The sequence below is a fragment of the Cellulomonas jepli genome (genome assembly GCF_047229345.1).
Lineage (GTDB): Bacteria > Actinomycetota > Actinomycetes > Actinomycetales > Cellulomonadaceae > Cellulomonas_A.
Genome location: NZ_JBFTER010000046.1, coordinates 1 through 14255, shown reverse-complemented (window position 1 = coordinate 14255; position 14255 = coordinate 1). Strand labels below are relative to the sequence as shown.

Genomic DNA, 14255 nt, shown 5'->3' with positions numbered 1-14255 from the left:
CCCCTCGGGGCGACCCGCAGGTCAGCCGACGGTCGTGCCGAACAGCAGCCCGAGCGCGTAGGTCGCCGCCGCCGCGCCGTAGCCGATCGCGAGCTGGCGCAGCGCGCGGCGGACCGGCGGACCGCCCGAGAGCACCCCGACCGTCGCGCCCGTGCCGAGCAGCGCGAGCCCGACCAGCACCGACGCGATCGCCACGGCCGGCCACCCGTCGAGCCCGAACAGGTACGGCAGCACGGGGATGAGCGCCCCCGACGCGAAGAAGCAGAAGCTCGCCGCCCCGGCGCCGACCGCCGTCCCGACGGTCTCGTGCTCGTCCTCGTCGTCGCTGCCCGCCGGACCCGCGCCCGACCCCGACGGCGACAGCGCCGGCACGCCGAGCGCCGGGGTCGGGACGGTCCCGAACGAGGCGAGCACCTCGCGCGCCCGCTCGTGCGCGGCGTCCTCGGTCATGCCGCGCGCGCGGTAGACCAGCGCGAGCTCGTTGGCCTCGACGTCGAGGTGCGGGAGGGCGGCGCGCGCGTGCGGCCCGGGCGCGGACGCCTCGAGCAGCTCGCGCTGGGACCGCACCGAGACGAACTCCCCGGCGGCCATCGACAGCGCCCCCGCGAGCAGCCCCGCGAGGCCCGTCAGCAGCACGGTCGACTGCGAGGCACCCGAGGCGCCGATGCCGAGCACGAGCGCGAGGTTGCTGACCAGGCCGTCGTTGGCGCCGAAGACCGCCGCCCGGAACGTGCCCGAGATGCGGTTGCGCCCCCGGGTCGCGAGCCCGCGCACGACCTCCTCGTGGATCCGCTCGTCGGCGGCCATCTGCGCGGTCGCGTCGGCGTCCTTCTCGTACGAGCCGCGGGCCTCGGCGCGCTGCGCCAGCGCGAGCACGAACACCGACCCGAAGCGCCGCGCGAGCCAGCCCAGCACCCGGGTGCGCACGTCGCCCCGCAGCGGGCGGCCGACGTCGTCGCCGAGCAGCTCGAGCCAGTGGTCCTCATGGCGGCGCTCGGCGTCGGCGAGCGCGAGGAGGATGTCGCGCTCCTCCCCGGTGCGGCGCGACGCCAGGTCCCGGTACACCGAGGCCTCGGCGCGCTCGTCGGCCAGGTACTGCCGCCATCGGCGCAGGTCACGGCGGCTGCGCGTCGACCCGTCGGGCGGGCCGGGGCGCGGGTCGGGGCTGTTCGGCACGGGATCATCGTTCCACGCGCCCCCGTCCCGGTTGCCCACGGGCACCATCCGGCGCGCGAGACGGGCGTGCCCTCGGGTTGCCGGACCGGGCGGCGTGACCCACCGTGGAAGTGCGTCAGGCAACCGCGCGGGGGGAGAACGTCATGCACGCCGAGACTCACATCAGCCCGCACGTCAAGGCCGTCGCACCGGCACGACGCTGGGCCCGGGACCGCCTCGTCGAGGCCGGCGTCGACGGTCAGGCGCTGGACGTGCTGGTGCTGCTGGTCAGCGAGACGGTGACCAACGCGGTCGCGCACGCGGACCCACCGGTCCACCTGTGCGTCGACGTCGACGGGCAGCGCACGCGCGTCGAGGTGACCGACGGGGCCCGCACCGAGCCGATCCTGCGGCACCCCCCGGTGGACGCCACGGGCGGCCGGGGCGTCATGTTCGTCGACGAGCTGTCGACCCGGTGGGGCATCGAGCCCGCCGAGGGCGAGGCCGCGAAGCGCGTGTGGTTCGAGCTCGAGCACGACGACGTCGACCGGTGGCCGGCGCCCGCCGCGCATGCGTGAGCCGACCCTCTGGGAGACCATCGGCGCCGCGAACCCGGACCGCTCGGCGTGGTACGTCGAGCGCTTCCGGGCGATGGCCGCCGCGGGTGACGACCTCGCGGGCGAGGCCCGGTTCGTCGACGCGCTCGTGCCGCGCGGCGCACGCGTGCTCGACGCGGGCTGCGGGCCGGGGCGCGTCGGCGGGGAGCTCGCGCGGCGGGGGCACACCGTGGTGGGCGTCGACGTCGACCCGGTGCTCGTCGCGGCCGCGCGCGAGGACCACCCGGACGGCGACTGGCACGTCGGCGACCTCGCGGAGCTCGACCTCCCCGCGGCGGGCGTGCGCGAGCCGTTCGACGTCGCCGTGATGGCCGGCAACGTCCTGACGTTCGTCGCGCCCGGCACGCACGTCGAGGTGCTCCGCCGGGTCGGGGCGCACCTGCGCGACGACGGCCGCCTCGCGATCGGCTTCGGCGCGGGCCGCGGCTACGCGTTCGAGCAGCTCACGCCCGACGCCGAGCAGGCCGGCCTCGTCGTCGACCAGCGGTTCGCGACGTGGGACCTGCGCCCGTTCGGCCCGACCGCCGAGTTCCTCGTCGCGCTGCTCAGCCGCGCACGCTGACGCTCAGCGGCTCCCGGCGGACCACGCGTCGCCGCCGCGCTCGACGAGCCCGTACTCGTAGGCCGCGATGACCGCCTGGACCCGGTCGCGCACCTCGAGCTTCGCGAGCACGTTCCCGACGTGCGTCTTGACCGTCGTCGAGGACACCGTGAGGCGCTCGGCGATCTCGGCGTTCGAGAGGCCCTCGGCCATGCACCGCAGCACGTCCGTCTCGCGGGGCGAGAGCGCCTGCAGGCGAGGGTCGAGGCCGTCGCCGGCGTCGCCGCCGGACCCGGTGGGCAGGTGCGGGGCGAACAGGTCGAGCATGCGGCGCAGGACCCGGGGCGCGACGACCGACGTGCCCGACGCGACCGTGCGGATGGCCTCGACGAGCTCCTCGGGGCGCGCGGTCTTGAGCAGGAACCCGCTGGCCCCCGAGCGCAGCGCGGCGAACGCGTACTCGTCGACGTCGAACGTCGTCAGGACGAGCACCCGCGACCCCGGGTGCTCCAGCGCGAGCCGGCGCGTCGCCTCGATGCCGTCCATGCCGGGCATGCGGACGTCCATGAGCACGACGTCGGGCCGGAGCGCCGCGACCTGGTCGAGCGCGACCCGGCCGTCGGACGCCTCGCCGACGACCTCGAGGTCCGGCTCGGACTCGATCACGAGGCGGAAGCCCATGCGCAGCAGCGCCTGGTCGTCCACGAGCAGCACCGTCGTCACGCGTCGTCCCCTCCGTCCGCTCCCCCGTCGTGGCGCCACGGCAGCACCACGTGCACGCGCCAGCCACCCTCGGGCCGGGGTCCGGCGTCGACGTGGCCCCCGAGCAGCGCGGCGCGCTCCCGCATGCCGAGGATGCCGCGGTGCGTGCCGCCACCGGTCCCGGGCCGGGTGCCGCCCTCGTCGAGGACGGTGACCTCGACCGCCGAGTCCGTGCGCCGGACCGCGACGCGCACCGACGGTGTCCCGGGCGCGTGGCGCAGCACGTTCGTCAGGCCCTCGGCGACGATCCGCACGACCGCGAGCCGCAGCGTCGTGTCCTCGGGGAGCAGGGTGTCGAGACCCGTCACGGTGAGCGGCAGCCCGGCCGCGCGGAAGCGCTCGACGACGGTGCCGAGATCGGTCTCGGTGGGTGCGGGCGGCCGTGGCGCGCCGCCGGTCCCGTCGGGCCGGTCGTCGTCGGCGGGGTCGAGCGCGCCGAGCACGCGCTGCATGTCGCCGAGCGCCGCGCGGCCGGTGCGGGAGAGCTCGGCGAGCGCGTCGCGGGAGCGGTCCGGGGCCCGGTCGAGCGCGGCGCGCGCCCCGTCGGACAGCGCGACCATGACGGACACGCTGTGCGCGACGACGTCGTGCATCTCGCGCGCGATGCGGGTCCGCTCGGCGGCGCGGGCCAGCGCCGCGCTCGCGTCGCGGTCACGGGCCAGCGCGGCGTAGCGCTCGACGAGGTCACGGGCGTGCAGCCGGCGCGCACGCACCCCCGAGCCGGTCGCGACGCCCAGCGCGAGCAGCGCGAGCAGGAGCGTCACGGAGGCCGAGCGGCGTCCGGGCGAGAACGGCGGCTCCGTCAGGCTGTGCACCGGGTCGTCGATCTGCGCGAGCGTCGCGTCGCTCCACAGCAGCATCTCGGTGAGCCCGATGTCCTCCCACCGCCACAGCGCGACCGAGACGACGACGAGCACGGCGCCGCCGACGACCCACGCGGTGCGCGCCGGCCGCGCGGCCGCGACGGCGTGCAGGGCGAACGCGAGGCACAGCCCGAGGACCCCCAGCACCCCGGTCGTCGCGAGCGAGACCACCGCGAGCACGGTCAGCGTCGCGGTCACCCCCAGCGGCCACGCGCGCCGGGCCAGCAGTGCCAGCGCGCCCGCGGCCGCGCCGACGAGCCACGACCCGGGTACCAGCCGGAGCGCGGGGGTGCCGGGCGGGTACAGCCCGAGGCCCACGGACCCCTCGACGGTCGCGAGCGCGACGAGGACCGTGACCAGCGCCGTGAGCAGCACCGTCGCCGCGACCGCCATGTCGGCGGTCCACGGGTGCGCGGCGACGAGACGGGCGAGCGGCCCCCGGCGCTGCACCTGGGTCTCCGTGAGCACGGGGGTCGCGCCCGCCTCACGCATCCACGCCGACCGTCCAGGAGGCCGGCGGTTCGTCACGGTCCCACTCTCCCATCGGGGGTCGGGGCGGGCGGGAGGACGGGCCGGACGGGCGCCGCGGACCAGGGCGGACCGGGCCGGTGCCGGGGTCAGGACCACGACGGGACGCGCTGGTGCCGGGGTCAGGACCACGTCGGGGCGCACCGGACCGGGCTCGGCGTCTGCGGCGGGAGCGCCCGCCCCGCCGTCAGGTGACGTCATGGCGGCGGAGCCGGTACGCGGCGGCGGCGAGGAGCGCGACGGCCCAGGCGGCGAGCACCAGCCCGCCACCCCACGGCCCGAGGTGCGGGCCGTGGCTCGCGGCGTCGAGGGCGGCGACGCCTGCGTCGTCGAGCAGCACGCGCGACCCCGCACCGGGCAGGAGCGCACGCAGCGTGTCGGTCACCCGGCCCGGGTTCGCCAGCAGCATCTGGTCGGCGACCACGAGCAGGAGCAGCCCGCTGACGAGAGCCGCCGCGGACCGGCGCAGCAGCGACCCGAGGCCGAGGCCCAGCAGCGCGACGCCGGTCAGCACGACGACGTAGCCGGCGAGCACCCGTGCCGTCCCGCCGTCCGCGAGGTCGAGCGTCAGCCCGGTCGCGGCGCGCTGCCCGTGCGTGACGAGGGCCGACCCCGCGAGCGCCAGCACGGCCGTGACCAGCGCGACCGACCCGGTGACGAGCACCTGCGCGCCCAGGACCGGGAGCCGGCGAGGCACGGCGGCGAAGGTCGTGGTCGCGGTGCCCGTCGTGTGCTCCTCGGTGCCGACCAGGACGCCGAGCACGAGGACGCCGAGCTGGGCGAGCACGTGACCCGCGACGACGACCGACGCCCCGGAGCGCGCGTCGCCGGCCCGGACGAACAGCCCGAGCGCGTAGGCGAGCGTCAGGGCGGCGACCACGGTGCCGAGCGGGAGCCACAGTGCCGAGCGCACGCTCGTGCGCTTGGTCCACTCCGCGGCGAGCACCCGGGGGAAGGTGACCGCGCGGGGCCGGTCGGACGAGGCGCGCGGGCCCGGACGCGTGCGCCGGTGCGGCTCCGGTGGCACCGTCCGGGCTGGCGTCCGGGGTGGTGGCGCCGTGCGGGGTGGCGGCGGGCTCGTCTGCGCGTGTCTCATCGACCGTCCGCCCTCAGACCAGGTCACGCGTGCGCAGTCGCACCGCGGCGACCCCGAGCGGGACGAGCACCCACGCGGCGAAGACCGCGGCACCACCCGCGACGCCGAGGTCCGGCGCACCGTCGAACCCACCGGTGCCGGGCACGAGGTACGTCACCGCCCCGCCGGGGAGGACCGCCGTCACCGTGCCCACGGCGGTCACCTCGGGCGCGGACGCCGCGACCCCGACCGGCGGCGCGCCGCCGAACCCCGGGTCGGACGCGATCATGAGGACGACCGGGAGCACCAGGACGAGCACGACGGCCGCGACGACGGCCGGCACCGTGCGGCGCAGCAGCGACCCGAGCGCGAACCCGAGCAGCGCCATCGCGACCAGCTGGAAGGCCATCCCGGTCAGGAGCTGCGGCGTCCCCTCGCCGGCGAGGTCCAGCGTCATCCCGCGCGACCCGGCCGCGGGCAGCAGGCCCACCACCGCGGCCGCGACGGCGAGCACGGACACCACGAGCGCGGCGGCCGCGGTGACGACCAGCTGCGCGGCGAGCACGGGGAGCCGGCGCGGCACGGCCGTGAACGTCGAGCGGAACGTCCCGGTGCTGAACTCCCCCGTCCCGACCAGGACGCCCAGCACGAGCAGCCCGACCTGCGCGAGGGGCAGCCCCGTCCCGAGCGAGTCCAGCGGGTCGAACCCCGGGTCGGTCGACGAGGCGTTCGCCGACAGCCAGGTGAGCACCCCGGAGACGGCCACGGACGCGACGGCGACCGCCGCCGGCGAGCGCAGGCTCGTGAGCTTGCTCCACTCTGCGGCGACGACCCGCCCCACGCGCGGGCCCTGCCGGGCCGGGAGCACGCGGGCCGGCGCAGGCGGACGGGTGGCGGCGGTCGCGGTCATCGGGTGCCTCCTGCGGCGGTCAGGCCGGTCGCCTCGTCGGCGGTGCGGCCGCGGTACTGCACGGACCCCGCGGTGAGCTGCAGGTAGGCGTCCTCGAGCGAGCCGCTCTCGGTCGCGAGCTCGAGCACCGTCGCGCCGCACCGGCGGGCGGCAGCACCGACCTCCTCGACGGTCACGCCGCGCACGTGCAGCACGCCGGACCCCTGCGCCCGGACGTCGGCGCCGCCCGCGAGCAGCGTCCCCGCCAGGACATCGGGCTCGGTGGTGCGGACGCGGACCGTGCCCGCGCGCTCCGAGCCGTCGACGAGCTCCTGGACCGACGCGTCGGCGAGCAGGCGGCCCTGGCCGATGACCACGACGCGGTCCGCGCAGAGCGCGAGCTCGTGCATGAGGTGCGACGAGAGCAGCACCGTGCGGCCCTCGGCGGCCAGCTCGCGCACGAGCCCGCGCACCCACAGGACGCCGTCGGGGTCGAGCCCGTTGACCGGCTCGTCGAGAACGAGCGTCCCCGGGTCGCCGAGCAGCGCACCGGCGATCCCGAGCCGCTGGCCCATCCCGAGCGAGAACGTGCCCGCACGCCGCCGGGCGACGGACTCGAGCCCGGTCATGCCGATCACCTCGTCGACCCGCGAGCGCCCGATCCCGTGCGTGCGGGCCAGGGCGAGCAGGTGACGGAAGGCCGACCGCCCGGGGTGCACCGACCGGGCGTCGAGCATCACGCCGACCGCGTGCAGCGGCGCCGGCAGGTCGGCGTACCGCCGGCCGTCGACCGTCGCCGTCCCCGCCGTGGGCCGCTCGAGGCCCACGACGACCCGCATCGTCGTCGACTTCCCGGCACCGTTCGGGCCGAGGAACCCCGTCACCTGCCCGGGCCGTGCCGTGAACGTCAGCCCGTCCACCGCCGTCGTCGGGCCGTAGCGCTTGGTCAGCCCCTCCACCTGGATCATGCGTCGCTCCCGTCGTCACGGGCCGCGTCGGTCGCGCAGCCCCTCCGTCGTCGACGCTAGGGACGCGGTGCACGGGCCCGTCACCTGCTCGCGGACGAGCCGGGGCGCGGGCCGGCCTCCTCCTCGGGGAGGAGCGGGCCTGCCGCCAGGGTGACCGGGTCCCCGCTGACGCCGCGCTCGCGGGTGCCGAGTCCGGGCACGTGCGCGCGTCGGACCGCGAGCCTCGCCCGGTCGTCACGGGCGCCCTAGGCTCACCGCATGGCCCGGTACTTCGACGTGCACCCCAGCAACCCCCAGCCGCGGTCGATCGGGCAGGTCGTCGCGATGCTGCGCGACGACGCGCTCGTCGCCTACCCGACGGACTCGTCCTACGCGCTCGGCGCCCGGATCGGCAGCACCACGGGCACGGACCGCATCCGCTCGATCCGCCAGCTCGACGACAAGCACCACTTCACGCTCGTCTGCTCGGACTTCGCACAGCTCGGCCAGCTCGTGCAGCTCGACAACTCGGCGTTCCGCGCGATCAAGGCCGCGACACCAGGCCCGTACACGTTCATCCTCCCGGCGACCCGCGAGGTGCCGAAGCGGCTCGCCCACCCGAAGAAGAAGACCGTCGGGGTGCGCATCCCCGACCACCCCGTCGTCCAGGCGATCCTGCGCGAGCTCGGCGAGCCGCTGCTCTCGAGCACCCTGATCCTGCCCGGCTCCGAGGCGCCCATGACGGAGGGCTGGCTCGTCAAGGAAGAGCTCGACCACCTGGTCGACGCGGTCGTCGACGCCGGGGACTGCGGCACCGAGCCGACGACCGTCGTCGACTGGTCCGAGGGTGCGCCCGAGGTCGTCCGCGTCGGGGCGGGGGACCCGAGCCGGTTCGAGTGAGCGGGGTGCCCACGGCCGGCCCGCAGGACGACGGCCCGCGCCCCGGCTCCACGTCCGGCGGGTCCAGGACCCACCCGCCGTCCGGCCGCAGCCCCGACGAGCACCCGGCCACCGGGGACGTCACCTACCCGCTGCTCGCCCGCACCGCCCCGGACGTCGCGACCCTCGACGCCCTCGTCGTCGACTGCTTCGCCTGCCCTCGGCTCGTCGCGTGGCGCGAGGAGGTCGCCCGGGTCAAGCGTGCGTCGTTCCGCGACGAGACGTACTGCGCCCGGCCGGCGCCGGGCTTCGGCGACCCGGACGCGCGCGTCCTCGTCGTCGGCCTGGCCCCCGCCGCGCACGGCGCCAACCGCACGGGGCGGATGTTCACGGGCGACCGCTCGGGGGACTTCCTGTTCGCCGCGCTGCACCGCACGGGCTTCGCCAACCAGCCGACGTCGACGCACCGCGGCGACGGCCTCGCGCTCACCGGCATCCGGCTCACCGCGCCCGTGCGGTGCGCTCCCCCGGCCAACGCCCCGACCCCCGCCGAGCGCACGACGTGCGGGCCGTGGCTCGGGCGCGAGCTCGAGCTCGTCGACCCCGACGTCATCGTGGTGCTCGGCGGGTTCGGGTGGCAGGCGCTGCTCGCGACCCTCCAGGAGCAGGGCTGGCACGTGCCGAGGCCGCGACCCCGGTTCGGGCACGGCGCCGAGGTCGTGCTGAACGGCCCCGGCGGCCGCACCCTGACGCTGCTCGGGTGCTTCCACGTGAGCCAGCAGAACACCTTCACCGGGCGCCTCACGCCCGCGATGCTCGACGCGGTGCTGGTGCGGGCGCAGGAGCTCGTCGGCGGGGCGTGAGCCGCGCAGCGTGAGCTGGTCCGCGAGGCTGCGGGCGTGCGCCGACCGGCGTGGGACTCAGCCGTCCTGGGCGGCCCTCGCCTGATTGGGGTCGATCGCGAGGTCGTAGACGATCGGCCCGGTCAGCGTGTAGCCGTCCCTCCAGTTCGACGGGCTGCCGAGCTGCACGGGATCGGGCGTGATCCGGAGCTGCGCCGTCACCCGGCTCACGTCCTCGGGAACGAGGTGCTGGAAGGTGTAGGAGGCAGCATCGAACGACGTGGCTCCGTACTCCTGGCCGTCGGCGACGCCCGTGATGTCCGCCGGTGTGAGTGGGAAGGCCTTGTTCGACTCGAGCGGCCGGAGCGTCAGCGCCAGGAACACCTGGCCTTTGGGGGCCCAGCCGGACGTCGGGCTCCACGGGTTGAGGGTCCACGCGACCGTCCCGGCGTAGTACTGCTCCGGGTAGAAGGTGAGGTCCTTGCCCTCCGGCGTGCGCATGCGGGGGTCAGTACGCTCCATCGAGACCTCCCCGGAGGCCGCGGCCTCCAGACGGTCGCTCTGTCCCTCGTCGTGGACGGATCCGTCGATCAGCGAGATGGCTTGCACGTCGCTGCCCGTCCGGACGACCAGCCGCACATCTCCGGCATCCGACGGCACGGCGACGGCGACCTGGGCGGCGGTTCCCGCGCGGACGAGTGCGGACAAGGCCTCCTGAGTGCCGCTGCCCCGGTCCTCTCCGTCGATCTCGATGCTGTACGACGGCATGACCTCGGGGTCCTCGACCTGCGTCACCGTGAGGTCGGAGAGCAGGAATTCGTTGCCGTCGCCGGCCGAGACTGCGGAGTCGTCGACCATGAGGAAGTCGTGCCGCACGACCGACGTGACGCGCACCGTCGCGCTCGGCGTCCGGAGAAGCCCTTCCAGAGGATCCTGCTCGGCCCCAGCGGAAGGGTCGACCTCGTAGCCGCCCACGTCCACGTACCCGTCCTCCACCGGTGGCAGAGCGGCCACCCAGGCGTCGAAGTCGTCCTCCACCGCCCCCGCCCGGCGTTCGAGCCACGAGACGAGGTCCGTGCGCCGGCTCGCCTCGACAGGCCGGGCGGAACCGTCCGAGGTCACGAGGAAGAGGAAGGCGTAGAACGGCCCTTCCCCGCGCGCCATCACCTGCGCCTCGTCGGGCCTCTCCTTGCTGAGCCCCAGGACGGCCCGGCCGCCGTCGGAGGTGTCGTAGACGCAGACTCCCCGCTCCTCCTGCGTCGGGTAGAGCGTCAGCCCCAGGCGCTCCCCGATCGCGTCGGGTTCCCCGAAGAACTGGGCGCAGCGCTCGGCCATGGGCGAGTCTTCCGCTGCCACGAAGGCGTAGTAGCCCGTGGTGCTCTCGGTGCCGCTGCAGCCCGCCAGCACGACCACCGCAGCGGCGATCACGGCAGTCAGTCGTCGAGCTCGGTGCTGGCTGGTGCTCAGGGTGTCCTCCGGCAGGGATGGCTGACGCGCCGCTGACGCGGACGCCGGCAGCTTGTGCAGGGACAAACTAGACAGGTCGGACGACCGGTGCGTTTCGTTTATCCACAGGTGGGTCAGGTCCCTGGGAGATGACGGCACCGCTGCGACACGTGTCAGCGCCGGGGAGAGCCGGTCCTGCCCCCGTCTCGGGCTCGCTCGACGTCATCGGGTGGCATCTCATGGTTCTGGGCTACCCGCCGATAGGAGCCCGTCGTGGTGGGTGAGCATCCGCCGGCTGCTCCCCGCCCTGGAGTGAGCATGTGCTTCTTCTCGGACCTGTCGTTCGACCATGCTGTGCAGTTCCGTGATCACGTCGTCGCGCGTGAGCCCTACCGGCTGCGGGACCTGGCGGCTCAGATGCGCGACACCCGCGGCCCGCTCAGGACGACGGACTCCTCGGTGCGGTCCCTGGCGGCGCTGTGGGAGTGGTTCGTGGGCTTCGTCCCGGCCGACTGACCCGGAGTGCCCGACGACACGGTTCCGTCGCTGTGGCCGCTCCGGAAGCCTGGCACCGACGTCGGCCGGCGACGTGCGTTCGCGTGCGAGAGCATCGAGCACTACGTCCGCCTCGTCCTGACCCAGCTCGACCCGGGGCGCGGTGGGGGACCGCCGCTAGGCCCGCCCACCCCTCGTCGAGCGGGCGGCGCCCCCACCGCACACCGGACCGCGGAGCGCCGCCCGCTCACGTACCGTCGGACCATGGCAGCCTCACCGCCGACGCCGCCCGCTCCCCACGGCACGACCTCGACGCCCGACGGCGCCCCACCGCCAGATGACGCCCGCCCGCACGGCGACGCCCCAGCGCACGGCAGCACGTCGACCCCCGGCCACGTCTTCGTGATCCCCGGCGACCTCGCCCACCTCGACGCCGACGCGATGGTCCTGCCCACGGACCGCGGCTTCACCGTCGAGCGGCAGTGGTTCCCGGTCCTCGGGCTCGCCGCGGACGACGCGGCGCCCGACGCCGCCACCGTCACCGCCCTGCGACCCGCGGGCTGGCCCGACGGCGACGGGCGCGCACGCGGGACGGGCACCGGGACACCGCTCCTGCCCACGTGGTTCGTCGACTCCGTCCGCGACCCGACGCTCGACGGCAGGGACGCGGCCGACGCGCTCGCGGACCGCGTCGGCCACGTGCTGCGGGCCGTCGCGCGTTCCGACGTCCGGCCGGGCCGCGGGCGCAGCCGGGTGCTCGTCGCGCTGCCGACCCTGGGCGTCGGCGGCGGGGACTTCGGGTCGCTGCGCGGGCTCGTCATCGACGCCCAGCTCGCCGCGTGCCGCGCAGCAGCGGAGGAGACGGGGATCGACGTCGTCGTCGTCGCCCGCAACGCGTCGGACTACGCCGCGTTCCAGGACCACCGGCGTTCCGGCCTCGGAGACGCCGCCGGGAGCGTCGACGACGAGCGCGCCCGGGCCCTCGCGCGGCGCGCCCGCGACGGCTCCCTCGCGCTGTTCATCGCCGCCGGTGTCGGCATGGGCGCCGGCCTGCCGGGCTGGCGGCAGCTCATCGACCTGCTCGCGGGCGACACCGACGACCCCGAGGGCACCCGCACCGCCCTCGCCCACCTCGCGTCCCCGCTCGACCAGGCCGAGCTGCTCCGGATGCGCCTGCCGGACCTCGCGCAGCGGATCGCGCACCACGTCGGCTCGACGAACCGGTACGCCGTCGCGCACGCCCTCCTCGCGTCGCTGCGCTGCCGCCGCGCGGTCACGACGAACTACGACCGCCTCTACGAGCTCGCCGTGGGCGACGTGGACAACGCGCTGCCGATCAGCGTCCTGCCGACGCACCGCGTCGCCGCGCACGCCCCCTGGCTGCTCAAGATGCACGGCGACAGCGAGGACCCGGCGTCGATCGTGCTGAGCCGCAGCGACTTCGTCGGCTTCGACTCCTCGTTCCGGCCGATGGGTGCGCTCGTGCAGGCGCTGCTGCTCACCCAGCACGTGCTCGTCGTCGGCGCGTCGATGCAGGACGACAACTTCCTGCGGCTCGCCTACGAGATCCGGGGCTTCCTCGGCAACCCCCGGGAGGACGGCGAGCCGCTGTTCGGGACCGTGCTGACCCTCAGCGAGGACCCCGCGCAGGGCGAGCTGTGGCGCGGCTGGTTCGACTACGTCGCGGTCTCCCGGGACCCCGCCGACGACCGCGCCCGCGAGCTCGCCGTCTTCCTCGACCGCGTCGCGATGCACGCGTCCCGCCCGTCGTTCGCGCTCGACGTCCGCTACGAGCAGCTCCTCGACCCGCCCGAGCAGGACGCCGCCCGCGCCGCGCGCGCCCTGCTCCACCAGCTCGAGGACCTCGACCTCGCGGACCGGGACCGCTGGTCGACGGTCGTCGAGGCGCTGCGCGACTCGGGGGCGGGGGGCTGAGTCTGGCTCCTCCCGAACCAGGTCCCGGACCGCGTGAGCCGCCCCGGCGCCCTGGTTACGCTGGCCGCTCACTCCCCCGCGAAAGGGTCGCGCCCGTGCCGGAGCTGGATCGCCTCGCCGTCGTGTCCGACGTCCACGGGAACGTGACCGCGTTCGAGGCGGTGCTGCGCGACATCGACGCCCGCGGCATCACCACGGTGCTGAACCTCGGGGACGTCGCCGGGAAGGGTCCGCGTGGCTCGCGGGCGGTGGCGCTGAGCCGCGAGCGCTGCGCCGTCACGGTGCGCGGGAACTGGGACGACTTCCTGCCGCGGCCGGACCCGGACCGGGACCCGGAGTTCGTGTGGTGGCACGAGGAGCTGACCGACGCGGACCGCGAGTGGCTCGTGACGCTGCCGCTGGCGCACGACCTGGAGCTGAGCGGGCGCCGCGTGCGGCTGTTCCACGCCTCGGCGCAGAGCGTCTACACGCGCGTGCGGTTCCGGCACACCGAGGAGGAGTTCGCGGGCATGTTCGCCGCGACCGAGCTCACCGGGGACGGGCCCGAGCCGACGGTCGTCGGGTACGGCGACGTGCACGACGCGTACATCGAGACGTTCCGCGGCCGGACGCTGTTCAACACGGGCAGCGTCGGCAACCCGCTCGACGAGCCGACGGCGTCGTACGTGGTCCTCGAAGGCGTCCCCGGCGGCACGGCGCGCGACCCGTTCGGCATCCAGGTGGTGCGCGTGCCGTACGACATCGAGGCCGAGATCGAGGTCGCGCGCAGCCTCGGGATGCCCGCGCTGGAGCCGTACGCGATCGAGCTGCGCACCGCGGTCTACCGGGGGCTGCACGAGTCGCTCGGGCTCACCCCGGCCCGCTCGTGACCCCGGCTCGTCGCTGACCAGCACCGGTCGGGGACCGGCGCGCTCCCCGACGCGGTGGCCGGTCGAGCGGGCAGGATGAGGCGGTGCCGATCCTCCCGAAGGAACGAGACCCCCGCCTGATCACCGTCCGCCGCGGCGGGACCCTGACCGACGAGGACCACCACCTGCTCGCGGACTGGGCGGCGCGGTGCGCCGAGCACGTGCTGCCGCTGTTCGAGCGGCAGAGCCCGGACGACCCCCGGCCGCGCGACGCGATCGAGGTCGGCCGCGGCTGGATGCGGGGCGAGGTACCTGTGCGCGAGGCGCACCGGACGTCGTTCGGGGCGAACGCAGCTGGGCGCGGGCTGCCCGACCCGGCGCGGTTCGCGGCGCTCGCGGCAGGGCAGGCGGTCGCCGTCGCGCACGTCGCGGC

15 protein-coding genes are annotated in these 14255 nt (G+C 75.8%); 8 read left to right on the top strand and 7 right to left on the bottom strand.

Translation table 11 applies throughout. The features are described from left to right. Positions 1–21: 21 nt before the first annotated feature. A complete protein-coding gene (locus AB6N24_RS12320; RefSeq protein WP_412869691.1) occupies positions 22–1224 on the bottom strand; it encodes a VIT1/CCC1 transporter family protein in 1203 nt (400 codons plus the stop codon). Between the two features lie 95 nt (positions 1225–1319). On the opposite strand from AB6N24_RS12320, the gene AB6N24_RS12315 reads away from it, so the two are divergent. Beyond that, positions 1320–1733: an ATP-binding protein gene (locus AB6N24_RS12315; protein ID WP_412869690.1), complete on the top strand. Its 414-nt coding sequence runs from the start codon at positions 1320–1322 to the stop codon at positions 1731–1733. Beyond that, positions 1726–2334, top strand: coding sequence for a class I SAM-dependent methyltransferase (locus tag AB6N24_RS12310; RefSeq protein ID WP_412869689.1), 609 nt, complete (start codon positions 1726–1728; stop codon positions 2332–2334). The genes AB6N24_RS12315 and AB6N24_RS12310 overlap by 8 nt, the downstream gene beginning before the upstream one ends. Positions 2335–2337: 3 nt before the next feature. Here the strand turns inward: AB6N24_RS12310 and AB6N24_RS12305 are convergent, their stop codons facing one another. The 5 genes from AB6N24_RS12305 to AB6N24_RS12285 form a co-directional block, all read right to left on the bottom strand. After that, the gene (locus AB6N24_RS12305; protein ID WP_412869688.1) at positions 2338–3036 is read right to left on the bottom strand and encodes a response regulator transcription factor; all 699 of its coding nucleotides are present in this window, start codon (positions 3034–3036) and stop codon (positions 2338–2340) included. Then, positions 3033–4430 (bottom strand): sensor histidine kinase, encoded by a 1398-nt coding sequence (locus tag AB6N24_RS12300; RefSeq protein WP_412869687.1) that lies wholly within the window; start codon positions 4428–4430, stop codon positions 3033–3035. Before AB6N24_RS12300 ends, AB6N24_RS12305 begins: the two co-directional genes overlap by 4 nt. Positions 4431–4653: 223 nt before the next feature. Further along, positions 4654–5412 (bottom strand): hypothetical protein, encoded by a 759-nt coding sequence (locus AB6N24_RS12295; protein ID WP_412869686.1) that lies wholly within the window; start codon positions 5410–5412, stop codon positions 4654–4656. Between the two features lie 163 nt (positions 5413–5575). Next, positions 5576–6451: a hypothetical protein gene (locus AB6N24_RS12290; RefSeq protein ID WP_412869685.1), complete on the bottom strand. Its 876-nt coding sequence runs from the start codon at positions 6449–6451 to the stop codon at positions 5576–5578. Beyond that, positions 6448–7398 carry an ABC transporter ATP-binding protein gene (locus AB6N24_RS12285; RefSeq protein ID WP_412869684.1) on the bottom strand — a complete coding sequence of 317 codons (951 nt, stop codon included), beginning with the start codon at positions 7396–7398 and terminating at the stop codon, positions 6448–6450. The genes AB6N24_RS12290 and AB6N24_RS12285 overlap by 4 nt, the downstream gene beginning before the upstream one ends. 258 nt (positions 7399–7656) lie before the next feature. Between AB6N24_RS12285 and AB6N24_RS12280 the strand changes: the two genes are divergently transcribed. Both AB6N24_RS12280 and AB6N24_RS12275 read left to right on the top strand, forming a co-directional pair. Further along, positions 7657–8277, top strand: a complete 621-nt coding sequence (locus tag AB6N24_RS12280) for an L-threonylcarbamoyladenylate synthase (protein WP_412869683.1) — start codon at positions 7657–7659, stop codon at positions 8275–8277. A gap of 5 nt (positions 8278–8282) precedes the next feature. Next, the gene (locus AB6N24_RS12275) at positions 8283–9119 is read left to right on the top strand and encodes a uracil-DNA glycosylase (RefSeq protein ID WP_412869682.1); all 837 of its coding nucleotides are present in this window, start codon (positions 8283–8285) and stop codon (positions 9117–9119) included. A gap of 57 nt (positions 9120–9176) precedes the next feature. Here the strand turns inward: AB6N24_RS12275 and AB6N24_RS12270 are convergent, their stop codons facing one another. Then, positions 9177–10526 (bottom strand): hypothetical protein, encoded by a 1350-nt coding sequence (locus AB6N24_RS12270; RefSeq protein WP_412869681.1) that lies wholly within the window; start codon positions 10524–10526, stop codon positions 9177–9179. A 336-nt stretch (positions 10527–10862) separates the two neighbouring features. Between AB6N24_RS12270 and AB6N24_RS12265 the strand changes: the two genes are divergently transcribed. From AB6N24_RS12265 to AB6N24_RS12250, 4 genes are all read left to right on the top strand, one after another. Next, positions 10863–11060 (top strand): hypothetical protein, encoded by a 198-nt coding sequence (locus AB6N24_RS12265; protein WP_412869680.1) that lies wholly within the window; start codon positions 10863–10865, stop codon positions 11058–11060. 243 nt (positions 11061–11303) lie between these two features. Then, positions 11304–12974 carry an SIR2 family protein gene (locus AB6N24_RS12260; RefSeq protein ID WP_412869679.1) on the top strand — a complete coding sequence of 557 codons (1671 nt, stop codon included), beginning with the start codon at positions 11304–11306 and terminating at the stop codon, positions 12972–12974. A gap of 95 nt (positions 12975–13069) precedes the next feature. After that, complete coding sequence (locus AB6N24_RS12255) at positions 13070–13843, top strand: metallophosphoesterase family protein (protein WP_412869678.1); 774 nt, start codon at positions 13070–13072, stop codon at positions 13841–13843. A gap of 83 nt (positions 13844–13926) precedes the next feature. Continuing rightward, a partial coding sequence (locus tag AB6N24_RS12250; RefSeq protein WP_412869677.1) for a putative immunity protein occupies positions 13927–14255 on the top strand: 329 nt, incomplete at its 3' end.